The following is a 23,361-nucleotide window of genomic DNA, read 5'->3' on the forward strand; positions in this document are numbered from 1 at the left end:
GCTGGATTTTCCCCCTGCCCGTCCTTCACCTGCGGCTGCGGCTGCGGCTGCGGCTGGGCAGAATCCAGCCCCGCCGGCGATTGAGGCGCGGGGGTCCGGGGCGGAGCCCCTGCGGCTTTGAGCTGCCCCGGCGCGCTCAGCGGGTGTCGTTGCGGCGGGCCGTCTGGGCGATGGAATCCAGCGTGGTGTCCGGGTTGCCGGTCGGCTGGACCGCCTTGCCGATGTTCTGCTTGATGTCCTCGCTGACCTGCGCCCAGGACTTCTTGCCCACGGGGTACAGGCGCGAGCCGGGCAGTGCGTTCAGGAACGTCCGCAGGTCCGACCCGCCGCCCTTGGCGGACTGCATCGCCCGGTACCCGCTCGTCGTCACCGGCAGCAGGTCGTACGTGCTCGTGAACGCCGTCACGTTCTTCGCCTCGTACATGAAGTCGAGGAACTTGCCGCTCGCCTCGGGGTGCCCGCCGCTCTTGAAGGCCATGACCCAGTCGGCCACGCCCATCGTCGGCTGCTCGCGCCCGTCCTGCGTCGGCATCGGCACCATGCCGAACTTCACGCCCTTGGCGGCGGCCTGCTTCATCAGCGTGGGGTGCCCGTTCAGCATCCCGACCTCACCCCGCGCGAAGGCGTCGAACGCGTCCTGCCGGTTCAGCGTCCACGGCGCCGTGGCCCCCGTCAGGCCCGCGTCGACGAGGTGCTCCTTCACCCAGGTCAGCGTCTTCGTGTTCTCGGCGGAGTCGATGCTGTACGTCTCGTCGCTGTCGACGTAGCCGCCGCCCCCGGACAGCAGCCACATCATCGTCTCGGCCTGTGCCTCCTCGCGCCCCAGCGGCAGCGCGAACGGCGTCTTGGCCGTGCCCTTCAGCTTCTTGGCGGCGGCCTCCAGCTCGGCCCACGTGGTGGGCGCGGCGGTGACCCCCGCCTTGTCGAAGAGCTGCTTGTTGTAGAAGAGCAGGCGCGTGCTGGACACGAACGGCATGCCGTACTGGATCCGGCGGATCTTGCCGGCCTCGGCCAGCGGCTCCAGGAAGTCCGCCTCGGTGGTCACCGACAGCAGCTGGTCGGTGGAGTACAGCTTGTCCGCCGCCGCGTAGTCCGCGTACGCGCCGATCTGCGCGATGTCCGGCGCCTTCCCGGCCTTGTCCATCTCGGCGACCTTCGCGTCGACCTCCTCCCAGGAGTAGACGCTGACCTCGACCTTGATGCCGGGGTTGGCCGCGGTGAAGGCGGCGGCGAGCTCCTCCCAGTACTTCTTGGAGGAATTCGACGGATTGTCCCCGTAGTCGGCCGCCACGAGGCGCAGGGTCACCTCGTTGGACCCCGTGAGGCTTCCGCAACCGGTCAGGGTCGCCGTCATGCACAGCGCCGCTGCTGCGGCGGCCAGGTTCCGGTAGCGCGGCTTCACAGTGTTCCCACCCTTGTCTTCCCCGGTTCTCGTCCCGTTCGTCGACCGTAAGGTCTACACCACCTGGGCACTCCGCTTCCAAGTGAGGTGGCCTACAGGGGCGCTTACCGGCAGCGGCCTGCGCAGATCCGGGCGTCCGGATTTGTATGGCCGCTCAACAATCCCTTCCAGTGGACTAGACCTTTCCCCTCCCCACGCGCGAGACTGTCCCCCGTGAAACCCGTGAAACACGTCATCGCCCTCGATGTGGGCGGCACCGGGATGAAGGCCGCCCTGGTCGGGGCGGACGGCACGCTGCTCCACGAGGCGCGCCGGGCCACCGGCCGCGAGCGCGGCCCCGATGCCGTCGTCGAGTCGATCCTGGCCTTCGCCGCCGACCTGCACGCCCTCGGGCGGGAGCGGTACGGGCAGCCGGCGTCCGCCGCGGGCGTCGCCGTGCCCGGCATCGTCGACGCCGAGACCGGCACCGCCGTGTACGCGGCCAACCTCGGCTGGCGTGACGTACCGCTGCGCGCGATGCTCAGCGACCGCCTCGACGGGATCCCGGTGGCCCTCGGCCACGACGTCCGCACCGGCGGCCTGGCCGAAGGCCGGATCGGGGCCGGCCGGGGCGCCGACCGCTTCCTGTTCGTCCCCCTGGGCACCGGCATCGCCGGCGCCATCGGCATCGCCGGCGCCATCGAGGCCGGCGCGCACGGCTACGCGGGCGAGATCGGCCACATCGTGGTCCGCCCCGGCGGCCCCGCCTGCGGCTGCGGCCAGCACGGCTGCCTGGAGACCCTCGCGTCGGCGGCCGCCGTGACCCGTGCCTGGGCCACCGCGAGCGGCGACCCGGACGCGGACGCCGCGGACTGCGCGAAGGCCGTCGAGTCCGGCGACCCGCGCGCGCTGGCCGTCTGGTCCGAGGCCATCGGCGCGCTCGCGGACGGGCTGGTGACCGCCCTCACCCTGCTGGACCCGCGCACCCTGATCATCGGTGGCGGCCTGGCGGAGGCCGGGGAAACCTTGTTCACACCCCTACGGGCGGCCGTCAAGGAGCGCGTGACGTTCCAGCGGCTGCCGAACATCGTGCCGGCGGCCCTCGGGGACACCGCCGGCTGCCTGGGCGCGGGCCTGCTCGCCTGGGATCTACTCGCCACGGAGGTATCCGCCTGATGTCCGGAAGCGCACACAGCACCGTCCTGTCCGGCGCCAGGGTGGTGCTGCCGACCGGAACCGTGGAGCACGGCCGCGTCATCGTCGACGGGTCCCGGATCGCCGGCGCGGCCGGGGCGGACGCGCCGGTGGTCGACCTGTCCGGGCACTGGGTGGTGCCGGGCTTCGTCGACATGCACAACCACGGCGGCGGCGGCGCGTCCTTCACCTCCGGGACCGCCGAGGACGTCCTGACCGGCGTGCGCACCCACCGCGAGCACGGCACCACCACCCTGGTCGCCTCCACCGTCACCGAGGACCTGGCCGAGCTGGCCCGCCGCGCCTCGCTGCTCGCCGAACTGGCCCAGCAGGGCGACATCGCGGGCATCCACTTCGAGGGCCCGTTCATCTCCCCGTGCCGCAAGGGCGCCCACACCGAGGGCCTGCTGCGCGACCCCGATCCGGCCGAGGTCCGCAAGCTGATCGACGCCGCCCACGGCCAGGCCCGGATGGTGACCCTGGCCACCGAGCTGCCCGGCGGGCTGGACTCCGTACGGCTGCTCGCCGAGCACGGGGTGATCGCGGCCATCGGGCACACCGACGCCAGCTACGAGCAGACCCGCGCGGCCATCGACGCCGGCGCCACCGTCGCCACCCACCTCTACAACGCGATGCCCGCCCTCGCCCACCGCGAGCCCGGCCCGATCGCGGCGCTGCTGGAGGACGAGCGGGTCACCGTCGAGCTGATCAACGACGGCACCCACCTGCACCCCGCGATGCTGGAGCTGGCGTTCCGGCACGCCGGCGCCCACCGGGTCGCGCTCATCACCGACGCCATGGACGCGGCCGGGTTCGGCGACGGGACCTACCACCTGGGGCCGCTGGCCGTCGAGGTCAAGGACAGCGTGGCCCGGCTGGTCGAGGGCGGCTCCATCGCCGGCTCCACCCTCACCCTGGACACCGCGTTCCGGCGCTCGGTGACCATCGACGGGCTGCCGGTGGAGTCCGTCGTCCAGGCCATCTCCGCCAACCCGGCCAAGCTGCTCGGCCTCTACGACGAGGTCGGCTCGCTGGAGCCCGGCAAGTACGCCGACCTGGTCGTCCTCGACGCGGAGTTCCACCTCAAGGGCGTGATGCGCCGCGGCGAGTGGATCGTCGACCCGCGCGGCTGACGCACCGCGGCCCCGGACCGGCCCCGACCCGCCGAAGGGCTGGTCAAACCGTCCCGAACGGGCAGGCGGGCGGCCCTGGACTGGGCCGCCCGCCTTCTGTTTGGCATGATCCCGGCACCGAACACGAAATTCCGATTGCCCCAGCGGGACCCGGGAGTGCGCCGATGATCCTGACCGTGACGCTGAACACCGCACTGGACGTCACGTACCACGTGCCGCGGATGCGCGCCCACGCCTCGCACCGGGTGTCCGACGTCATCGAACGGCCCGGCGGCAAGGGCGTGAACGTGGCCCGGGTGCTGGCCGCGCTCGGCCACGAGGTCACCGCCACCGGCTTCGCGGGCGGCCCGGTCGGCGCGGTGCTCCGCAGCTCGCTGGCCGGCTCCCCCGGGGTCCGCGACGCGCTGGTGCCGTGCGCGGGCAACACCCGGCGCACCCTCGCCGTCGTCGACGAAACCACCGGCGACACCACCCAGTTCAACGAGGCCGGGCCGGTCGTCACCGCCGCCGAGTGGGCCGCGTTCCAGGCCCGCTACGAGGAGCTGCTGGCGGGCGGGGTCCGGGCCGTCGCCCTGTGCGGCAGCCTGCCGCCCGGCGTCCCGGTCGGCGCGTACGCCACCCTGATCCGGACCGCCCGGGCGGCCGGGGCGGCGGTGCTGCTGGACACCAGCGGGGAGCCGCTGCGCCGCGGGGTCGCGGCGCGCCCCGACATCGTGAAGCCGAACGCCGCCGAGCTGGCCCAACTGACCGGCTCCCGCGAACCGTTGCCCGCCACCCTGGCCGCCCGCCGCCGCGGCGCCCACGCGGTCGTCACCTCCCTCGGCCCGGCCGGCCTCCTGGCCGCCACCCCCCACGGCATCTGGCAGGCCGCACCGCCCGCCCCGATGTCCGGCAATCCCACCGGCGCCGGCGACTCGGCGGTGGCCGCCCTCCTCTCGGGCCTGGCCCACGACCAGGACTGGCCCACCCGCCTCACCCACGCGGTCGCCCTGTCGGCGGCAACAGTAAAGGCCCCCGCGGCGGGCGAATTCGACGCGGGGACCTATGAACTGCTGCGCGAGACGGTCAGGGTGACGGCGGGTTAGCCCGGCCCTGACCCCGGGATCAGGACTTGACTTCGCCCTTGATCAGGCGGAGCTGGTCGATGATCGCCTCGCACTTGTTGTTCGACTCACAGGACAGCTTCAGGGCGTTGGTGCCCTTGGAGAGCTTGATGTAGGAGTAGCTGTAGGTCCAGCCCTTCTCCCACTCGCCGTCGCCGGCCTTGGAGAAGTTCTTGAGGCTGATCGCCCGGTCCTGGCGCTCGCCGTTGATGGTGAGCGTGCCGTCGCCGTCCTTGCCGGGCACGCCGTAGTTCACGAGGAACGTGTACGTCCCGGTCTCCGGCACGTCCACGGTCCACGTGATCGCCGCACCGACCTGGTTGAAGCCGCCCACGTACTGGCCGCCGGCGCCCTTCGCGCCCGGCACGTGGTTCTGCGGGGTGGCGCCGCCGCTCAGCACGATGCCCGGGCCGGCCGCCGCGTCCGCGACCGGGATCTCGGAACTCTTGACCGGCTTCTTCGTCGGGTCGTTCTTGCCGGGGGTGGGCTGGGCTCCGGTGGACTGGCCGACGGGGGTGTTGGACGAGGTGTCCTTGCCCTTGTCCTTGTCCTTGTTCTGGTCCGAGATGAGGGCCACACCGATGCCGATGACGACCGCGCCGACCACGGCGATCGCACCGATCAGCAGGCCGCGGCGGTTCGAGCCGCGGGCCGGCGGGGCCGGCTGGGCGGGCGGGGCGTAGGACTGCTGGCCGCCGTACGTCTGCTGCGGCGGGACCCCGTAGCCGCCGGCCGCCTGTATGGCCTCGGGGGCCTGGTAGTGCGGCTGCGGCTGGTGCCCGGGCTGCGGGTGCGGCTGCTGCTGCGGCACGTGGCCGCGCTGGCCGCCGTACGTCCGCTCGCCGACCGTCCGCACCTGGTTGTACGAGGTCCTGGGGACGCCCGGCTGACCGCCGCCCTGACCCGGGTAGCCGTAACCGCCGCCCTGCGTGGGCGGGGTGGCACCGGCCGCCTGGCCGTCCGCGTAGAGGTAACCGAACGGGTCGTCGTCTTCTGGCGTGTTCGCGCCGTTGTTCGGGCCGTTGTTCGCGGGCGTCGTCATCGCAGGTCACTCCTTTCGACCCCGGGGAGCCTACCTCGAACAGGCGCTCCCCCGGGCTCCGGATGACCTCAGCCGGCCCTGCGGTGCGCCTTGGAACGCGACCTTTTCTCGATGTACATCCGCTGGTCGGCCGAGCGGAGCACCTCGTCGGCGGACATTCCGCAGCTGGCCCATCCGATGCCGAAACTCGCTCCGACCCGCACCGCACGGCCGTCGACCCGGATCGGCGGGATGATCGCGTTGCGCAGCCGGACCGCGAGGTCGGCGGCGTCCGCGGCACCGAGCCCGTCGGCGAGGACGACGAATTCGTCACCACCCAGCCGGGCGACGGTGTCACCGTCGCGCACCCCCGTCGTCAACCGGCGCGCGACCTCGATCAGCACGGCGTCACCGGTGTGGTGTCCGAACCGGTCGTTGATCGACTTGAAGCCGTCCAGGTCGCAGAAGAGGACGGCCAGCCCCTTGGTGCCGTCGTCGATGTCCGTGGCCGGCGCCACCGTGTGCACGTGGTGGTCGAAGGCCCCGCCGCCGGGCCCGCCCGGCCCGCCGCCCGCCGGGTCGAAAGGGTCCGCGTAGCCCCCGGCCGGGTAGCCGTCCACCGGGTAGCCGTCGGCCGTCATTCCGTGGCCGCCGGGCCCGTGCCCGCCCGCGTCCGCGCCCTCGTAGGCCGCGTCCAGGGCCTCCACGGCCGTCGCCCGCACGGACTGCGGCCGCCGGCACAGCCGGGCCGCGAGCCGGGAGCGCAGCTCGGCGCTGTTGGGCAGGCCGGTCAATGAGTCGTGGCTGGCGCGGTGCGCGAGCTGCAGCTCGTGCCGCTTGCGCTCCTCGATGTCCTCGACGTGCGTGAGCAGGAACCGCGGCCCGTCGGCGGCGTCCGCGACCACCGAGTTCCGCAGCGAGACCCACACGTACGTGCCGTCCCGGCGGCCCAGCCGCAGCTCGGCGCGGCCGCCCTCGGCGGAGGTCCGCAGCAGGGTCCCGATGTCCTCGGGGTGGACCAGGTCGGAGAACGAGTAGCGGCGCAGCACCGAGGCGGGGCGGCCGAGCAGCCGGCACAGCGCGTCGTTCGTGCGCAGCAGCCGGCCGTGCTGGTCGCCGCCCATCTCGGCGATCGCCATGCCGCTGGGCGCGTACTCGAAGGCCTGCCGGAAGGACTCCTCGCTGGCCCGCAGCGCCTGCTGCTCGCGTTCCAGCCGGACCAGGGCGCGCTGCATGTTCGCGCGCAGGCGCGCGTTGCTGATCGCAATGGCAGCCTGGAATGCGTACATCTGGAGGGCTTCGCGGCCCCAGGCCCCTGGTCGGCGCCCGTTGCGCGGCTTGTCGACCGAGATGACGCCCAGCAGCTCGCCGCCGGTGGCGTACATGGGGGCGTAGAGGCGGTCCTCGGGGTGCCACTCGTCCTCGAACCGCGGATCGGGGCCCTCGGTGTGCCACTGCGGTACGTCGTCCTCCAGCAGCACCCAGCCCTCGGTGTGCGGGATGAACCGCAGGCCGCCCCAGGACTCGCCCATGGCCAGGCGCCGGTCCCAGGAGGTGCGGGAGCCGACCCGGCCGGTGATCAGCGCTTCGGCGGCGGGGTTGCCCGCGAAGGCGGCGACGACGAGGTCACCGTCGGGGCGGACGAGGTTGACACAGGCGAGCTCGTAGCCGAGGCCCACGACAATGCCGTCCACGACGGTCTGCAGAGTGTCCGCCAGGCTGCGGGCCGTGTTGAGTTCGGCCACCACCTGGTGCAGCTGCCGCAGGGTCGCAAGACGGACGTACGGCTCCGACTCGGTCTCCATTGCTCGCTCTCCCCGAGACCTCGACAGCAACTCCAGGTTTGTCATCGTCGTTTCGTTGCGGTGTCCATTCCACTGAATCACAGTGAGCTGTTCCGCCGGTACACAGGGTCAACAAATCTTGCCCTCTGTGACTCAAGTCACATGAGATGAATTATCCGGGGGCTGGCGGGCTGCCGGTCGCCGGGGCTCGCCGGCGCGAGGCTGGGAGCGCTCCCCCTCGTTCTCAGGAGCAAAAGATACGCGGCCGGGTAGGCCGCCGGCCCTAGGCCGCGGCTCGGTCCCGGGCCCGATGCGCCGCACGGGAGGGCGAGACTAGCGTTCCGGACGTGCTGAAGACGAGACCCCTGACGGCCCCTTCCGCCGGACCCGCGGCCACCGGCAGCCCTCATGCTGAGGGGGTGAGCAATGACGAGTTCCGCGCCGCGATGTCCCGGCTCGCGGCGGGCGTGGTCCTGGTCACCGCCCAGGAGCCGCCGCTGGACGAGCCCGTCGGCATGACGGCCACCGCGTTCATGTCGGTGTCCCTGGACCCGCCGCTGGTGCTGGTCGGCCTGCGCGAGGGGTCCCGGATGGACGACCTGCTGGCGGAGCAGCCGCTGTGGGCGGTGTCGGTGCTGGCGGAGAGTCAGCGGCACGTGGCCGCGCGGTTCGCCATGAAGGGCCGGATCAGCGACCGGCTGCTGTTCGCCGACGTACCGCACGAGCGCGGGTCCCTGACGGGGGCGCCGCTGGTCTCCGGGGCGCTGGCCACGCTGGAGTGCCGTACGGAGTCCCGGGTCGAGGCCGGGGACCACACACTGGTGATCGGCCGGGTGCTGGCGGCGGGACTGCCGCCGGTGGCGGGGACGGGGGCTGCGGTTGTGGACGATCCGCTGCTGTACTTCCGCGGGCGGTACCGGCACCTGGGGGGCGCTTCCGGCCCCGCCGGCGCTTGAGGCGCGGGGTCCGGGGCGGAGCCCGGAGGGGTGACCCTGCTCGGCAGACCGACCCGGCGGGGCAAAATCCAGCCCCGCCGGCGTTTGAGGCGCGGGGTCCGGGGCGGAGCCCCGAGGCTTTGAGCCCAGCCGACCCAAGGGCCGCGGCCCGTGACGGCGCGTCCGGTGCCGTCACCAATCGCGCCCGGAGCGCCCCCGCTTCGTGTCGGAGCGGGCCTTCTTCTCGCGCAGCCGCCGCTCGTTGATCCCGCGCGGGATCTTCGTGGCCCGGCGCGGCTTGGGCGGCGGCGCGGTCGCCTCGGCGAGCAGCGCGGCCAGCCGCACGGCGGCCATCTCGCGGTTGCGCCACTGAGAGCGGTGCTCCGAAGCGCGAACGGTGATCACCCCGCCGACCAGCCTCCCGGCCAGCCGCTCCAGCGCCCGGTCCTTCCACACCTCCGGCAGCGCCTTCGTCGCGCCGAGGTCGAAGCTCAGCTCGGCCTTCGAGTCGGACGTGTTGACGTGCTGCCCGCCCGGCCCCGACGAACGCGAGAAACGCCAGACGAGCTCGGCCTCCGGAAGGACGACCGAACCGCGGATGACATAGGGACCAGGCATGCCCCTATGATCCCGGCCCGCCGCGCCCCCGTCACGCCGATTTCGCGACCCTGGAACCCGCCGGGCCTCTCCCCGCGTTATGACAGACAGCGGTAGCTTGACCATGGCCGGGAACCCAAGGCCACGGACGACGAAAAAGGGGACTTCTCCAATGGCGGTAAGCCTGTCCAAGGGCGGTAACGTCTCGCTCACGAAGGAGGCCCCGGGCCTCAGCGCCGTCACGGTCGGCCTCGGCTGGGACGTCCGCACGACCACCGGTGTGGACTTCGACCTGGACGCCTCGGCCATCGCGGTCAACGCAATGGGCAAGGTCGTGTCCGACGGCCACTTCGTCTTCTTCAACAACAAGTCCACCCCGGACCAGACCATCGTGCACACCGGTGACAACCGCACCGGCGAGGGCGCGGGCGACGACGAGGCCATCAACGTCAACCTGGCCGGCCTCCCCGCCGACGTCGACAAGATCGTCTTCCCGGTCTCCATCTACGACGCAGACTCCCGCGGCCAGAACTTCGGCCAGGTCCGCAACGCGTACATCCGCGTCGTGAACCAGGCCGGCGGCACCGAGATCGCCCGCTACGACCTCTCCGAGGACGCCGCCACCGAGACCGCCATGGTCTTCGGCGAGCTGTACCGCAACGGCGCGGAGTGGAAGTTCCGCGCGGTCGGCCAGGGCTACGCCTCCGGCCTGACGGGCATCGCCCAGGACTTCGGCGTCAACGTCTGACCGTCCGACCCGGCTCCGGACGCGCTCCGTCCGGGGTGGCCGGACCCGTTCCGGCCGTACCCCGGACGTACGCGGACACCCCCTGCGGCGGCATGCCGCGGGGGGTGCGGCGTACCCGGGCCGGGATAGGTTTCGGCGCATGATCCTCGAACCGCTGCCGCGGGCGGACGGCGCGCTGCCCGGGCCCGTCCTCACCGAGGTCGCCGCGCTGTACGCCGCCAACCGGGAGTTCTTCGAGCTCAGCGGGGACTTCCCGGACCCCGCGCACATCACCCTCGGGCAGGTGGCCGCGGCCCTCGCCGACGAACTCGCCGCACCTGGCTCCGAAGTGCTGCTCGCCCGGTCCGAAGGCCGCCTCGTCGGCCTCGCCGCCACCCTGGCGCACCACCCGTCCGGTACCGACCCCGACCCGTGGATCGGCCTGCTGCTCGTCGACGCGGCCGTCCACCGGCAGGGCCACGGACGGCGGCTGGCCGGCCTGCTGGAAGACGGCTTCCGCACCGCCGGGCGCACCGGCGTACGGCTGGCCGTACTCGACGACAACCCGCGCGGGCTGGCGTTCTGGACCGCGCAGGGCTACCGGCTGCTGCGGCGCTCGCAGGACCTGGCGCTCGGCCGCCCCTGCCGGGTGCTGCGGAAACCCCTGGTCTGACGGGCCGACCCGGAAGACGGGCCCTACTCCTCCGCCGGCTTGCCCTCCCCGTACAGCCACTCGTCCCACACGTCCGTGAGGTCGTGGCCGGTGGACTCCTCGGCGAACTCGGTGAAGTCGTCCGTGCTCGCGGTGGCGTGCCGGTACTCGGCGGCCCAGCCCTTCACCATCCTGAAGAACTCCTCGTCGCCGACCTCCTGGCGGATCCGGTGCAGCACCATCGCGCCGCGGGTGTACACCGGCGGCTCGGAGATGTTCTCGGCGCCGGGCGGCTCCGCGGGCGGGAACGCCCAGAAGTCCTCGTCCGCATCGTGCACGGTCTCCGTGTCGCCCTCGTAGTAGGCGTCGAAGGTCTCCTGGGCGGTGAGGCCCTGGTGGTCCTCGGTCCACAGCCACTGCGCGTACGTGGCGAAGCTCTCGTTGAGCCACATGTCCTGCCAGGTCGCCGGCGACACCGAGTTGCCGAACCACTGGTGGGCCAGCTCGTGGACGATCAGCTCCTCGCTGGGGGCGCTGGAGTACACCGGCCGGGTCTGGGTCTCCAGCGCGTACCCGAGGGTGTCGCGGGGCACGACGATCGAACCGGCGGATCCGAAGGGGTAGCGGCCGAACTTCTTCGCACCCCAGTCGACGACCTCCGGCACCTTCGCCAGCACCGGCCGGCTCGCCTTCGCCTCGGCGGGGGCCACCGCCGAGTACAGCGGCACGCCGCCGGGGCTGCGGCCGGTGGAGATCTCGAACCGGCCGATGGCGAGGGTGGCCAGGTAGGTGGCCATCGGGTCACCGCCGCGCCACCGGAAGGTGGTGCCGCCGGGGTGCACGACACGGGAGGCCAGGCTGCCGTTGGAGACGGCCTCGTAGCCGGCCGGGACGGTGATCCGGACGTCGTGGACGGCCTTGTCGGACGGATGGTGGTTGCCGGGGAACCAGGCCATGGAGCCGACCGGTTCGCCGACGGCGACGGCGCCGTCGGCGGTCGGGATCCAGCCCTCCTTCGACCCGTCGGGGTCCGTGAGGGTCTTCGGGCTGCCGGAGTAGCGGACGACGGTGCGGAAGACGGCGCCCTTCTCCACCTCGTCGGGCGGCCGGACCGTCAGCTCCTGGCCGACCCGGTTGAAGCGGGCGCCCTTGCCGCCGACGGTCACCGAGTCCACGGTCAGGCCGGCGAGGTCGAGGTTGAACGCGCTGAGGTCCTGGGTGGCGGTCGCGGTGATCTCGGCGGTGCCGGTCAGCTCGCGGGTGCGGGGCTCGTAGTCCAGGACGAGGCCGTAGCGGCTGACGTCGTAGCCGCCGTTCCCCGCCTTCGGGAAGTACGGGTCGCGCAGCCCGGACGCACCCGGGCGCCCCTGCACCGCACCGCCGGTGCAGGCGCTCAGGGCGGTGAGCGCGAGCACGGCAGCGGCTGCGGCGGCAGGGGCGCGGCGGGGGGTCATACGGGTGCGGTCCACGCATTTGATCCTAAGCGGGTCCGCGGCGCGGGCACGGGGCCGTGGATCAGTTCTGGACGGCCTCGACGCCGGCCTTGGCGAACTTCTCGTCCAGGTCGCCGCTGGGGGCGCCGGCCACGCCGATGCCGGCGATCGGGGCGCCCTTGACCTGCACGGGGGCGCCGCCGCCGAGGAAGAGGGTGCCGGGGATGTCCTTCAGGTTCGGGGCCTGGGCGAGGCGGCCCGCGAGCACGGAGGTCGGGGCGTTCCAGGACACGGCGGTGAACGCCTTGCGCTCGGCGGACTCGTACGACTGCGGGCCGGCGCCGTCGCCGCGGAGGGTGACGACGGTGTTGCCGTTGCGGTCGACCACGGCGACGCTGACCCGCTGGTTCTCGGCCTCGGCGGCGTCCAGCGCGGCCTGGGCGGCGCGGGTGGCGGCCTCGATCGACAGGTGCGTCGAGGTGACGTACGTGCCGTTGTCGTCCTTCTTCGCGAGGACCTGCGAGGGGGCGGCCGGGGCGGCGCTGGCCTGCATCGCACCGAAGGTGCCGGCGGCGAGGGCGGTGGCGAGGGCGGCACCGGTGAGTACGCGGGTACGGGTCTTCATGGCGGGGATCTCCTTGCGTTGTCCTTGGGGCGGCCTGCCCTTCCATCGTGGGCCTGGGCCCTCTCCATCCCCGTCGTCGTACCGGCTCGCTCCCCTCCGCCGTTCCGGCTGACCCGGGGGTCAGCCGATCGGCTGATGCGCCCGCCTGTGCCCCCGTGTTCCCTTGACCCCGGGGCTCCGCCCCGGCCCCCCGCGCCTCAATCGCCGGCGAGGCTGGTTTTCGGGGCTCCGCCCCGGACCCCGGCCCTCAATCGCCGGACGGGCTGGATTTTCCCCCGGCAGGTACCGGTGGCTGACCGCCGGCGGGGGAAAATCCAGCCCCGCCGGCGTTTGAGGCGCGGGGGTCCGGGGGCGGAGCCCCCGGTTTTTGGCTCAGGCCGGTCGCGGCCGGGAAGGTGGAGAGATGGCCCCCGCAGCAGGAGACGGCACCAGGACCCTGGCGACGGTGGCCCACACCGCGTTCTTCCTCCTTCTGGCCGCCTCCCTGACACGGTTCCTGCTCCGCCACCCCGGCGAACCCCGCACCCCCTGGATCCTCGCCCTCAGCCTCACCCTCGCCGTGCTCTACGTCCTCGGCCCGGCCCTCGGCGCCGCCCCCACCCGCCCCCGCCTCGCCTGGTTCGGCCTCGTCCTGGCCACCTGGATGGTGCTCGTGCTGCTCGCACCGAGCTTCGCCTGGTGCGCCGTACCCCTGTTCTTCACCGCCCTGCGCACCCTGCCCGCCCGCGCCGCGATCGTCCTCGTCGCCCTGCTCACCGCGTTCGTCGTCGTCGCCCAGCTCCGCCTGGCCACCTCGTTCGACCCGAACCTGCTGCTCGCCCCGCCCGCCGTCGCCGCCCTCGCCACCGCCGTCTTCGTCCACATGGAGCGCCAGGCACAGGCCCAGCGGGACCTGATCGACGACCTGATCCGCACCCGCCGCGAGCTGGCCGCCACCGAGCGGCGCGAAGGCACCCTCGCCGAACGGCAGCGGCTGTCCATGGAGATCCACGACACCCTCGCGCAGGGCCTCTCCAGCCAGCAGATGCTGCTGCAGGCCGCCGACCGCACCTGGGACACCGACCCGGCGACCGCCCGCGCACACGTCCGCACCGCCACCGGGATCGCCGCCCGCGGCCTCGCCGAGGCCCGCCGGCTCGTCCACGACCTCGCGCCGCCGCAGCTCGACGGCGGGGCGGGGCTCGCCGAGGCGCTGAAGGCACTGGACGCGGGCCCGGAGGTCACCGTCCGGTTCCACCTGGAGGGCACGCCGGTGCCGCTGCCCGGCCGTACGGAGTCCGCGCTGCTGCGCATCGCCCAGGGCGCGCTGGCGAACGTACGGGAGCACGCGGAGGCCCGTAACGCCGCCCTGACCCTGTCCTTCCTCGGCGACCAGGTCGTCCTGGACATCGCCGACGACGGCCGCGGCTTCACCGCCCCGCCGTCCGGTACGCCGTCCCCCGGCGCGCCCGGGCGCGGGCACGGGCTGCCGGCGGTACGGGCGCGGGTCGCGGCGCTGGGCGGCACCCTGGCGGTGGAGTCCGCGCCGGGCGAGGGCACCGTACTGTCCGTCTCGATCCCCGTCACCCCGGTTCCGGAGGACCCGTCATGACCACGAAGATCCTGCTGTGCGACGACCACGCGGTGGTACGGGCCGGGCTGCTGGCCCTGCTCGGCAGCGCGCCCGGCTTCGAGGTGGTCGGCGAGGCCGGCAGCGGCGAGGAGGCAGTGGCGCTGGCAGCGAAGCTGCGGCCGGACGTGGTCCTCATGGACCTCCAGCTGGGCCCGGGCATCGACGGCGTCGAGGCGACGCGGCGGATCACGGCGGGGGCGGACTCACCGCACGTGCTGGTGCTGACGACGTACGACACCGATGCGGACATCACCCGGGCGATCGGGGCCGGCGCCACCGGGTACCTCCTGAAGGCGGAGCGGCCCGAGGAGCTCTTCTCCGCGATCCAGGACGCGGCGCAGGGGCGGACGGCGCTGTCGGCGCCGGTCGCCAGCCGGGTGATGGCGCACATGCGGGGGGCGCGGCCCACGCTCACCGATCGCGAGCTGGACATCCTCGGGCAGCTGGCGCACGGTCTGGGCAACCGGGAGATCGCCCGGGCGCTGTTCATCAGCGAGGCGACGGTCAAGACGCACCTGGGGCGGATCTACGACAAGCTCGGCGTCGACACCCGTGCGGGTGCGGTCTCCGTGGCCAAGGAACAGCGCCTCCTCCCCTGACGGGGCTCCGCCCCGAAGCTTCGCGGCCGGCCGGCGACAGGGCGGAGCCCCGGGGCGGGGAGGGGCCGTGTCACCATGAAGGCGTGCTTGACATCGGCTACTCGCTCTCCCGCCGCTTCCCCGACCCCCCGCAGACGGACTACCGCACCGCGGACGTCCACACCCTCCGGCACGACCTGTTCTGCGGCGACGTCTACCTCGCGGACACCAAGGAAGACCGCGAGGTGTCCACAGCCTGGGGATGGGTGCCCGTACTGGACTTCGCATGGGCCCTGTGCGACATCGTCGAACGCCTCGACCAGGACCCGCGGGGCAGCCGGTCGGCCGAGCGGCAGTACGCCGAGCTGGACTTCACCGAGTCGACGGACTGCATCCTGTTCGAGCGGCGCTTCGGGTGGGTGGACATCGAGGCGGACTGGATGGACGCGGAGGAGCCCCCGCTGACCTTCAGCCACCGCCTGCTGCGGCGCGAAGCACGGGACTTCCTGCACGACCTGATCGCGGACCTCACCGACATGCACGAGGGCCTGGCCGACAACCCCACCATCTGGACCCTCCAGTCCCGCTTCCCCCGGATTCCGGCCTGACCCCTCCGGGACGCTCCTACGGCTCGACCCGCAGGCCCAGGTGCTCGGCCAACGCCGGTGCCAGGTCGATGAGTTGGAGCGGGGTGACGGTCGCACCGGAGAGGCGGTCGAGCCCGGCCGAGACCTCCAGCGGAGCCGCTCCGCGGAGGTCGACGTCGAGCAGGCGGGCCGCCGTCAGATCCGCACGGACCAGCGCGCAGTCGACGAACGCGACACGGGTCAGTTCCGCCGCCCCGAAGTCCACGTCCGACAGGACGCACCCTTCGAACACGACGTCCCGGAGCCGCGCCGCCCGGAAGTTCGCGTAGTCGATCTTCCCGCCGCGGAAGAGCACCCGCTCCAGCACCGCCCCGTGCAGCTGGACGCCGCCCAGCCTCGCCTCGTGCACCTCGACGTCCCGCAGCAGCGCCCCGCCCAGCTCCGCGCCCACGCCCCGGACCCCGTCCAGCACGGAGTCCAGCACCCGCGCCGCCGGCAGCCGCACCCCGTCCAGCCCGCACCGCACCAGCCGGCAGTCCAGGAACCGCGCCCCGCCCCCGTCCTGCCCCGCCAGGTCGAGCCCCGCGAACTCCAGCCCGTCGTAATCCCCGTCGCGTTCCAGCGCCCCGCCGTCGTACGCGGGCAGTGCCGACGGCAGCCGCACCTCCGGCCGCTGCGGTGCCCATCCGTTCCGTGCCATTCCCCCATGGTGAGGGCCGCCACCGACAATTTCCGGCAGCCGTGTCACATCCGCACCCCCGCCATCCGTCCTCCCCGTGTCAGAGACGCCACGGCACAGGAGACCCGGATCATGGACCAGCTCACCGTCATCGGAGGCGGCTTCGCAGGGCTCGTCGCGGCCATCAGCGCGGCCGAGGCCGGCGCGAAGGTCACCGTGTACGAGTCGCACCACACCCTCGGCGGCCGCGCCCGCACCGCCGACGGCCCGTACCGCACCAACGAGGGCCCGCACGCCCTCTACAACGGCGGCCCGCACTGGGGCTGGCTCACCGCCCGCGACCTCGTCGGCCCGCTCGCGCCGGTGTCCGCGGTCGACAGCACCCGGCTGCGCGTCCACAGCGGCGGCAGGCTGCGGATGCTGCCGCCGCTCGCCCTGTTCCGGCTGGCCCGCCGCCCGCTCGCCGACGCGCCCGTCGACCGGGACTTCCACGGCTGGGCCGCCGGCATCGTCGGCGAGGACGCCGCGCGGGCCGTCGCCACCTCCCTCGCCGTCGCGCTCTACCACCACGACGTCGGCTCGCTGTCGGCCGCGTTCGTGCAGGAACGGCTGCGGCGGGTCGCCAAGTTCCCCCCGGAGGCCCGCTTCCCGCGCGGCGGCTGGCAGTCGGTCATCGACCGGATGGCCGCCCGGGCCCGCGAACTCGGCGTGACCGTCGAGACCGGCGCCCGGATCACCGAGGTGCCCGCCGGCCGCGGCCCGGTGGTCGTCGCCACCTCCCTCGCCGCCGCCCGCACCCTGCTCGGCGACCCGTCGCTGACCTGGGAGAGCGGCCGTACGGTCCTCCTCGACCTGGCCATGCGCAGCCGCCGCGGCGACCTGTACGCGCTGTCCGACCTGGACGAGCCGGCCTGGATCGAGCGGTTCACCACCCAGGACAAGGGCCTCGCCCCGGCCGGCGAGGAACTGGTCCAGGCGCAGCTGCCGATCGGCCCCGACCAGGCCAAGGCCGTCGGCATCGCGCGCGCCGAACGCCTCCTCGACCTCGGCTTCCGGGGCTGGCGCGAGCGCACCACCTGGCGGCGGGAGGCGGTGGCCACCGGACGGACCGGGGCCGTGGACCTGCCGGGCACCACCTGGCGGGACCGCCCCGCGGTGCACCGCGGCGACGGCGTCTACCTGGCGGGCGACCAGGTGGCCGCGCCGGGCGTGCTGTGCGAGGTGTCGTTCAACAGCGCCATCGAGGCGGTCGCACTGGCCATGCGCGCGGCGCGGCGGACGGGCTTACGGCGGACGGACCTTGACCTCAAGTCAGCTTGAGGTGTTTGTCTCTCCCTCGTACCGGACCGGTTCCCCCGTCGCGGGGGTGTGGGGGAACCGGCCCACCCCGGCCCGGGTCCCGACCCGGTCCCGGCCCGGTCCCGACCCGAGGGAGACAGCCATGCACGCCGTACGCCTCCACGCCTTCGGCCCCGCCGAGAACCTCACGTACGAGCAGGCCGAGACGCCCGTGCCGGGCCCCGGGCAGGTGCGGATCGCCGTGACCGCGGCCGGCGTGCACCTGCTCGACACCAGCCTGCGGGCCGGTGTGCAGGGCGGCCCGCAGGCCCTGCCGGAGCTGCCCACGGTGCCCGGCCGGGAGGTCGCCGGTACGGTCGACGCGCTCGGGCCGGGCACCGATCCGGCCTGGCTGGGCCGCCGGGTGGTCGTCCACCGGCGCATGGTGCCCGGGGGGTACGCCGAGCACGCCGTCACCGACGCCGACCGGCTGCACCCGGAGCCCGACGGCCTCGACGAGGCGGCCGCGGTCGCGATGATCGGCACCGGGCGCACCACCATGGGCCCCAGCCTCGCCGGCGTTTGAGGCGCGGGGGCCCGGGCGCAGAGCCCCCGAAACCCCCGACCCTGCGGGGCCATTTCCCCACCCCGCCCCTTCCCGAACCGGGGCAGAGCCCCGGTTCGGGAAGGGGCGGCGCGGGGTCAGAGGAGGAGCGCGGCGATGGTGAGCTGGCGGTCGGACAGCTCGGCACCGTAGCCGTCCGGCCCGCCCTCGTCGTCCTCCAGGTCCCACAGGCAGTTCTGCAGCACCCGCCCCAGCGTCCAGGCGCGGGCCCGCTCGCGGTCCAGGTCCAGGACGTCCGTCATCAGGTCGAAGCGCCACCGGACCTCGTCGGCGGCGAACCGGTTGGCGAGCGCGGGCAGCAGCTCGAAGCCCGGGTCGCCGACGAGCGGCTTCGGGTCGATGGCCAGCCACGGCGCACGGTCGCCGGCCAGCACGTTGTCCTCGTGCAGGTCCCAGTGGAGCAGCCGGTCACCGGGCTCGCCCGCCACCTCGGCCAGTGCCGCGGCGCAGTCCCGCAGCAGGCCGGCCGGACCGTCGGGCAGCCCGCGCACGGCTTCCGGTACGGCGTCCAGCAGGTCGGCGGCGATGTCGCCGAGGCGGCGCAGCCCGGGCGGGGCCGGGACCGCCGTCAGCTCGGCCAGCAGCTCGGCGAGCACCCGTACGGACTGCCGGGAGTCGGGGAGGGAGGAGAGCGGGCGGGTCGCGTCGAGACGTTCCAAGAGCAGTGTTCCCGTTTCGGGCTCGTGCTCCAGAAGGCGAACACTGCTCCGGCCGGCCCAGGCGCGCAGGGCGATCGGCTCGCCCGCGGTCTCCTCGTCGAGGAGCTGGAGCTTGAGTGCGGCCGGGGTGCCGTCGGCACGGTCGACCGGCAGGACCAGGGCGCACACCCCGTGCCGGGAGGGGCCGGCCGGGCGGAGGTCCCAGGCGGCGAGGAACCTCTCCGCGCGGGCAGGCAGTTCCTCGATGAAGGCCCGCCCGGCGGCCCCGTTGTACTCGCCCTGCGCCTCGGCCAGCCCCTGCGGAATCTCGATCACCGCTCCAGCGTAGGCCGCCGCCCACCGCCACCGACCGGCTTCGGCCACCGGCGAGGCCCCCGACGGCCGCCCCCGCCCCGCAGCCGGAGCCGGAGCCGCACCCGCACCCCGCCCCCGCGGCCCGGCGCCCGCCTCACCCGATCCCCGCCCCCTTCAGCGTCGCCGCGAACGCCTCGCGGTCGAACATCGACCGGTCCTCGGCCCCGATCTGCCTGCCGTCGACGAGCACCGCCGGCGTGCCCTGGACGCCCGTCTCCTCGAATGCCCGCTCCACGCGGTCCACCCACTCCCGGTACGTGCCCTCCCGCACCGCCCCGTCGAAGGCCGGGCCGCGCAGGCCGGGCACCTCGTCGGCGACGGCGAGCAGGTGCTCGTCCGTGAACGCCCCCTTGGGCCGACTGGCGAACACGGCCGCCTGGTACTCGGCGAACCTGCCCCGCTCGGCCGCCGCCCGCAGCGCGTTCACGGCCTTCACCGAACCGCTGCCGCCCTGGTCGAGGAAGGAGGCCAGCACGTACTCGATCTTCACCTGTCCGGCCGCGGCCGCCTTCAGCAGTGCCTCGCCGCCCTCCTTCTCGAAGAGGGCGCAGTACCCGCAGTGCGGGTCCACCAGCACCTGTGCGGTCCGCGGGGCCGCCGGGTCGCCCACGACCACGCCCGTCCCGACCACCTCGGCCGGCAGCTTCGCGAGTTCCGCCGCCCTCGGACTGGTCCGTACGGCGGTCGCGGCCGTCCCGCCGCCGTCGCCGCCGTCCGCCGAGCCGCAGGCCGCCGCGGAGGCGCCGAGCAGCACGGCCGCGGCCACCGCCACCGCGGTCCGCCGCGCCCGACCCGCGCGGCCGGCCCGACCCGCGCGGCCCACCGTACAAACGCCCCTCGCCACCATCAGAACAGAACCCCTCAATAGGCACACCCATGCCAAATAGACCCTAAACGGTCAGCAAGTGCAGGCTCCCCGGCCGTACGGCCTTCGATTCGAGCCCATGGACCTGCAACCACCCCACCCCGAACACACTCCCGATCTCTGGACACGTATACGGAGCGCGGTGTACCACTCCCCCATGACGCGCACGACGATCACCACCGCCCAGACCGCCGGCACGGTCAACGGCGGCATCTCCTTCTGGTACGCCCAGGACGGCACCCCGCCGCCGCGCGAGCCGCTGCCCGGCGACACCACCGCGGACGTCTGCATCGTCGGCGGCGGCTACACCGGCCTGTGGACGGCGTACTACCTCAAGCAGGCCGCCCCGTTCCTGCGCGTCACCGTCCTGGAGCAGAAGTTCTGCGGCTACGGAGCCTCCGGCCGCAACGGCGGCTGGCTCTACAACGGCATCGCCGGCCGCAACCGGTACGCGAAGCTGCACGGCCACGACGCCGCCGCCCGCCTCCAGCAGGCCATGAACGCCACCGTCACCGAGGTCGTCGACACCGCCGCCAAGGAAGGCATCGACGCCGACATCCACCAGGGCGGCGTCCTCGAAGTCGCCTACACCCCCGCCCAGCTGACCCGCCTCAAGGCCTTCCACGAGGCCGAGACCGCCTTCGGCGAGACCGACCGGCTGCTGCTCGGCGCCCGCGAGACCGCCGACCGGATCCGCGTCACCGGCGCCGTCGGCGGCGCCTGGACCCCACACGGCGCCCGCATCCACCCCGTGAAGCTCGCCAAGGGACTGGCCGCAGCCTGCGAGGCGCTCGGCGTCCGCATCCACGAGTCGACCCCCGTCACCGAGATCACCCGGGGCCGCGCCACCACCCCGTACGGCACCGTCCGCGCCCCCTACGTGCTGCGCTGCACCGAGGGCTTCACCGCCGGCCTCAAGGGCCACAAGCGGGCCTGGCTCCCCATGAACTCCTCGATGATCGTCACCGACCCGATCCCCGCCTCCGTCTGGGCCGAACTCGGCTGGGAGGGCCGCGAAACCCTCGGTGACATGGCCCACGCCTACATGTACGCCCAGCGCACCGCCGACGACCGCATCGCCATCGGCGGCCGCGGCGTCCCCTACCGGTTCGGCTCCCGCACCGACAACGACGGCACCACCCAGCCCGCCACCGTCGAAGCCCTGCGCGACATCCTCGTCCGCTTCTTCCCGCAGCTCGCCGGCACCCGCATCGCGCACGCCTGGTCCGGCGTCCTCGGCGTGCCCCGCGACTGGTGCGCCACCGTCACCCTCGACCGCAGCACCGGCCTCGGCTGGGCCGGCGGCTACGTCGGCAGCGGCGTCGCCACCGCCAACCTCGCCGCCCGCACCCTGCGCGACCTCGTCCAACAGGACTCCGGCCAGGGCGGCGCCACCGACCTCACCACCCTCCCCTGGGTCAACCACAAGGTCCGCAACTGGGAGCCCGAACCCTTCCGCTGGCTCGGCGTCCACGCCCTGTACGCCGCCTACCGCGAGGCCGACCGCCGGGAGGCCGCCGCCCACAGCGCCACCACCACCCCGCTGGCCCGCCTCGCCGACCGGATCTCGGGACGGCACTGACCCCACACCCGCACCGCACCCGCACCCGCCTGAAACACCGGCGGGGACGGCAGCCGAAGCCCCGTCCCCGCCGGTCCCGCACCCGTGCCCACGCCTACAGCAGCGTGTCGTACCCCTTCACCGCACCCGCATTGTCGGTCGGCAGCAGCGCCTTCACCGGCGGCGCGAACGGCGCACCCGCCTTGCCCGTGCCCCGGTACAGCCACACCACGCCGGCCTTGTCCTGCGCCAGCAGGTCCGCCCGCCCGTCGTCCGTCAGGTCACCCGGACCCGACAGCGACCGGTAGACACCCCAGCCCGCACCGATGCGGGTACGGGGACGGAACGGGTCGGTCAGGTCCCCGGTGCCGGCGCGCAGCCACAGCACCCCGGCCCGGTCCCGCGCCACCACGTCCGCGTTCCCGTCCCCCGTCACGTCGGACACGCCGACGATCCGGTCGTACCGCTCCCAGCCGCCGTCCAGCGTGGTCCGGTCGCCGAACTGCCACGTCACGCCGTGCCGGCCCTCGTACACGTACAGGTTCCCCTCCGGGTCGCGGGCCAGCAGGTCCGCCGTCCGGTCACCCGTCACGTCGGAGGCGCCGACCAGCATGTCGTACGCGTTCCAGCCGCCCGAGACGCGGGTCCGCGGCAGGAAGCCGCCCTCGCGGCGGTCCAGCCCGTGGAACCACAGCACGCCCGACCGGTCCCGGGTGACCATCCCGGCCCCGCGGTAGCGGCCCGTCACCGGGGACAGGCTCGCCAGCCGGTCGTACTGCCCGAAGCCCTCGCCGACCAGGCCCATCAGCTTCCGGTCGAACGGCTCCGCCGCATCGCCCGTCCCCCGGTGCTCCCACAGCCGGCCGTCCTTGCCCCGCGCGAACATGCGGTGCCGGTCGCGCACCGGACGGGTGCTGTCCACCGCGAACGTGGCCGCGGCCGACGGGTTGCCCGGCTCCGCGTTCCACACCCGGAGGGTGGCCGTCTCCCGGATCTTCCAGGCCGCCGCGTCCTTCGGCGCCGTCAGCCGGTACGACACCGTCACCTTGTCCGGCTGGTTCACCTTGCACACGATGCTCGGGCCGTACGCCGTCACCCCGCCGTGGTACGTGACGCACTTCGCCGGGCCCGTCACGTCCAGGGCACCGATCCCGATCCCCGGCTCGCGCCCGTCCCAGGGCCGCTGCCCCTTGGCCGGCGCGAAGGAGATCTCCAGCTCGGCCGGGTCCACCACGTTCATCTTCACCGTGTGCCGGACCGAGCCGCCCGCCTTCAGCACCGGCGCGTTCAGGTCCACGACGTTCCGCGCCACGTGCTCGGCCGTCTTCACCGTCACGGTCCGCGCCGCGTGCCGGGCGTCCTCGGGCCGGGCCGCCGCCGTCTGCGCCTGCCGGACGGCCCGCTCCAGGTTGCCGCCCTCCGGCACGAGCACCACACCGAAGTGCACCGTCGCCCCGTCCGCGGCACCCGCCGCCGTACGCACCCGCGGGGCCCGCGCCTCCCAGCCGCGGTAGTCGCACAGGAAGACCCCCGGCACGCCCGCCTTCGGGGAGCAGCCGCGGACCGCCTCGGCCGTCATGCCGGCCGGCAGCCCGCCCGACCAGGCCCCGCCCGTCAGCGGCTTCGCGCTCAGGGCGTACACGAACGTGCCCTTCGGGGTGTCCGGGCCGTCACCGGTCAGCCCCAGCGGCTTCAGGTCCGCGGCCTTTCCGCCCGGCCGGACCGTCCAGTTCTCCAGCCGGTCGAAGCCCATCTCCGCGGCCGCCGGCCCGGCGGCCGCAGCCTGCCCGGTCAGCACCCCGGCGGCGAGCAGCGCCACCGACCCCCCGAAAGCCACCGTCCTGCGCATGCGCATACGCCTTTACCCCCTGGAAGAAACGAGCGGCACGATGCTGCCGCGACAGCGCCGGACAGTCACCCCCAGCGCCCGCGGACCGTACCAATGCGGGCCCCGCCGATGATCGACGGAGCCCGCATC

At 73.8% G+C, this 23,361-nt stretch carries 21 protein-coding genes and 1 pseudogene; 12 read left to right on the forward strand and 10 right to left on the reverse strand.

The genetic code is table 11. The features are described from left to right. Nucleotides 1-136: 136 nt before the first annotated feature. Nucleotides 137-1,402 carry an ABC transporter substrate-binding protein gene (locus LG634_RS15025; RefSeq protein WP_443729013.1) on the reverse strand — a complete coding sequence of 422 codons (1,266 nt, stop codon included), beginning with the start codon at nucleotides 1,400-1,402 and terminating at the stop codon, nucleotides 137-139. 222 nt (nucleotides 1,403-1,624) lie between these two features. Here LG634_RS15025 and LG634_RS15030 point away from each other — a divergent pair, with 222 nt between their 5' ends. The 3 genes from LG634_RS15030 to LG634_RS15040 all read left to right on the forward strand — a co-directional run bounded on the left by LG634_RS15030 (nucleotide 1,625) and on the right by LG634_RS15040 (nucleotide 4,793). Beyond that, nucleotides 1,625-2,557, forward strand: coding sequence for an ROK family protein (locus LG634_RS15030; RefSeq protein ID WP_226734384.1), 933 nt, complete (start codon nucleotides 1,625-1,627; stop codon nucleotides 2,555-2,557). Continuing rightward, a complete protein-coding gene (nagA, locus tag LG634_RS15035) occupies nucleotides 2,557-3,708 on the forward strand; it encodes an N-acetylglucosamine-6-phosphate deacetylase (RefSeq protein WP_226734291.1) in 1,152 nt (383 codons plus the stop codon). The genes LG634_RS15030 and nagA overlap by 1 nt, the downstream gene beginning before the upstream one ends. A gap of 164 nt (nucleotides 3,709-3,872) precedes the next feature. Continuing rightward, nucleotides 3,873-4,793, forward strand: a complete 921-nt coding sequence (locus LG634_RS15040) for a 1-phosphofructokinase family hexose kinase (protein ID WP_226734292.1) — start codon at nucleotides 3,873-3,875, stop codon at nucleotides 4,791-4,793. A 19-nt stretch (nucleotides 4,794-4,812) separates the two neighbouring features. Here LG634_RS15040 and LG634_RS15045 read toward each other — a convergent pair whose 3' ends face one another. Both LG634_RS15045 and cdgB read right to left on the reverse strand, forming a co-directional pair. Then, the gene (locus LG634_RS15045; protein WP_226734293.1) at nucleotides 4,813-5,853 is read right to left on the reverse strand and encodes a CBM35 domain-containing protein; all 1,041 of its coding nucleotides are present in this window, start codon (nucleotides 5,851-5,853) and stop codon (nucleotides 4,813-4,815) included. A gap of 68 nt (nucleotides 5,854-5,921) precedes the next feature. Beyond that, on the reverse strand, nucleotides 5,922-7,637 hold the full coding sequence (gene cdgB, locus LG634_RS15050; RefSeq protein WP_226734294.1) for a diguanylate cyclase CdgB: 1,716 nt from the start codon (nucleotides 7,635-7,637) through the stop codon (nucleotides 5,922-5,924). 326 nt (nucleotides 7,638-7,963) lie between these two features. Between cdgB and LG634_RS15055 the strand changes: the two genes are divergently transcribed. Continuing rightward, the gene (locus tag LG634_RS15055; RefSeq protein WP_226734295.1) at nucleotides 7,964-8,572 is read left to right on the forward strand and encodes a flavin reductase family protein; all 609 of its coding nucleotides are present in this window, start codon (nucleotides 7,964-7,966) and stop codon (nucleotides 8,570-8,572) included. A gap of 171 nt (nucleotides 8,573-8,743) precedes the next feature. Here the strand turns inward: LG634_RS15055 and arfB are convergent, their stop codons facing one another. Continuing rightward, nucleotides 8,744-9,169: an alternative ribosome rescue aminoacyl-tRNA hydrolase ArfB gene (arfB, locus tag LG634_RS15060; protein WP_226734296.1), complete on the reverse strand. Its 426-nt coding sequence runs from the start codon at nucleotides 9,167-9,169 to the stop codon at nucleotides 8,744-8,746. Nucleotides 9,170-9,320: 151 nt separating this feature from the next. Here arfB and LG634_RS15065 point away from each other — a divergent pair, with 151 nt between their 5' ends. Both LG634_RS15065 and LG634_RS15070 read left to right on the forward strand, forming a co-directional pair. Beyond that, nucleotides 9,321-9,896: a TerD family protein gene (locus tag LG634_RS15065; protein ID WP_226734297.1), complete on the forward strand. Its 576-nt coding sequence runs from the start codon at nucleotides 9,321-9,323 to the stop codon at nucleotides 9,894-9,896. A gap of 139 nt (nucleotides 9,897-10,035) precedes the next feature. After that, nucleotides 10,036-10,548, forward strand: coding sequence for a GNAT family N-acetyltransferase (locus LG634_RS15070; RefSeq protein ID WP_226734298.1), 513 nt, complete (start codon nucleotides 10,036-10,038; stop codon nucleotides 10,546-10,548). Between the two features lie 23 nt (nucleotides 10,549-10,571). On the opposite strand, the gene LG634_RS15075 is transcribed toward LG634_RS15070, so the two are convergent. Together LG634_RS15075 and LG634_RS15080 are read right to left on the reverse strand one after the other, a co-directional pair. Continuing rightward, on the reverse strand, nucleotides 10,572-11,981 hold the full coding sequence (locus tag LG634_RS15075) for a M1 family metallopeptidase (RefSeq protein WP_226734385.1): 1,410 nt from the start codon (nucleotides 11,979-11,981) through the stop codon (nucleotides 10,572-10,574). 61 nt (nucleotides 11,982-12,042) lie between these two features. Continuing rightward, nucleotides 12,043-12,585, reverse strand: a complete 543-nt coding sequence (locus LG634_RS15080; protein WP_226734299.1) for a GlcG/HbpS family heme-binding protein — start codon at nucleotides 12,583-12,585, stop codon at nucleotides 12,043-12,045. Nucleotides 12,586-12,988: 403 nt separating this feature from the next. Between LG634_RS15080 and LG634_RS15085 the strand changes: the two genes are divergently transcribed. From LG634_RS15085 to LG634_RS15095, 3 genes are all read left to right on the forward strand, one after another. After that, nucleotides 12,989-14,176 (forward strand): sensor histidine kinase, encoded by a 1,188-nt coding sequence (locus tag LG634_RS15085; protein ID WP_226734300.1) that lies wholly within the window; start codon nucleotides 12,989-12,991, stop codon nucleotides 14,174-14,176. Continuing rightward, complete coding sequence (locus LG634_RS15090; protein WP_226734301.1) at nucleotides 14,173-14,796, forward strand: response regulator; 624 nt, start codon at nucleotides 14,173-14,175, stop codon at nucleotides 14,794-14,796. The genes LG634_RS15085 and LG634_RS15090 overlap by 4 nt, the downstream gene beginning before the upstream one ends. Before the next feature lie 83 nt (nucleotides 14,797-14,879). Beyond that, nucleotides 14,880-15,383 (forward strand): hypothetical protein, encoded by a 504-nt coding sequence (locus LG634_RS15095; protein WP_226734302.1) that lies wholly within the window; start codon nucleotides 14,880-14,882, stop codon nucleotides 15,381-15,383. A gap of 16 nt (nucleotides 15,384-15,399) precedes the next feature. On the opposite strand, the gene LG634_RS15100 is transcribed toward LG634_RS15095, so the two are convergent. Further along, entirely contained in the window at nucleotides 15,400-16,062 is a 663-nt protein-coding gene (locus tag LG634_RS15100) for a pentapeptide repeat-containing protein (protein ID WP_226734303.1), read from the reverse strand. A gap of 111 nt (nucleotides 16,063-16,173) precedes the next feature. On the opposite strand from LG634_RS15100, the gene LG634_RS15105 reads away from it, so the two are divergent. Both LG634_RS15105 and LG634_RS15110 read left to right on the forward strand, forming a co-directional pair. Then, a complete protein-coding gene (locus tag LG634_RS15105) occupies nucleotides 16,174-17,361 on the forward strand; it encodes an FAD-dependent oxidoreductase (RefSeq protein WP_226734304.1) in 1,188 nt (395 codons plus the stop codon). Between the two features lie 121 nt (nucleotides 17,362-17,482). Next, a pseudogene (locus LG634_RS15110) lies at nucleotides 17,483-17,884 on the forward strand (alcohol dehydrogenase catalytic domain-containing protein); the annotation flags it as partial. Between the two features lie 137 nt (nucleotides 17,885-18,021). Here LG634_RS15110 and LG634_RS15115 read toward each other — a convergent pair. Then, a complete protein-coding gene (locus LG634_RS15115) occupies nucleotides 18,022-18,918 on the reverse strand; it encodes an aminoglycoside phosphotransferase family protein (protein WP_226734305.1) in 897 nt (298 codons plus the stop codon). A gap of 133 nt (nucleotides 18,919-19,051) precedes the next feature. Further along, nucleotides 19,052-19,723, reverse strand: a complete 672-nt coding sequence (locus tag LG634_RS15120) for a DsbA family protein (RefSeq protein ID WP_226734306.1) — start codon at nucleotides 19,721-19,723, stop codon at nucleotides 19,052-19,054. A 256-nt stretch (nucleotides 19,724-19,979) separates the two neighbouring features. On the opposite strand from LG634_RS15120, the gene LG634_RS15125 reads away from it, so the two are divergent. Beyond that, the gene (locus LG634_RS15125) at nucleotides 19,980-21,404 is read left to right on the forward strand and encodes an NAD(P)/FAD-dependent oxidoreductase (protein ID WP_226734307.1); all 1,425 of its coding nucleotides are present in this window, start codon (nucleotides 19,980-19,982) and stop codon (nucleotides 21,402-21,404) included. 94 nt (nucleotides 21,405-21,498) lie between these two features. Here LG634_RS15125 and LG634_RS15130 read toward each other — a convergent pair whose 3' ends face one another. Further along, nucleotides 21,499-23,232: an FG-GAP repeat domain-containing protein gene (locus tag LG634_RS15130; RefSeq protein WP_226734308.1), complete on the reverse strand. Its 1,734-nt coding sequence runs from the start codon at nucleotides 23,230-23,232 to the stop codon at nucleotides 21,499-21,501. Nucleotides 23,233-23,361: the final 129 nt, after the last annotated feature.

Origin of the sequence: Streptomyces bambusae (assembly GCF_020532645.1) — a bacterium.
GTDB lineage: Bacteria > Actinomycetota > Actinomycetes > Streptomycetales > Streptomycetaceae > Streptomyces > Streptomyces bambusae.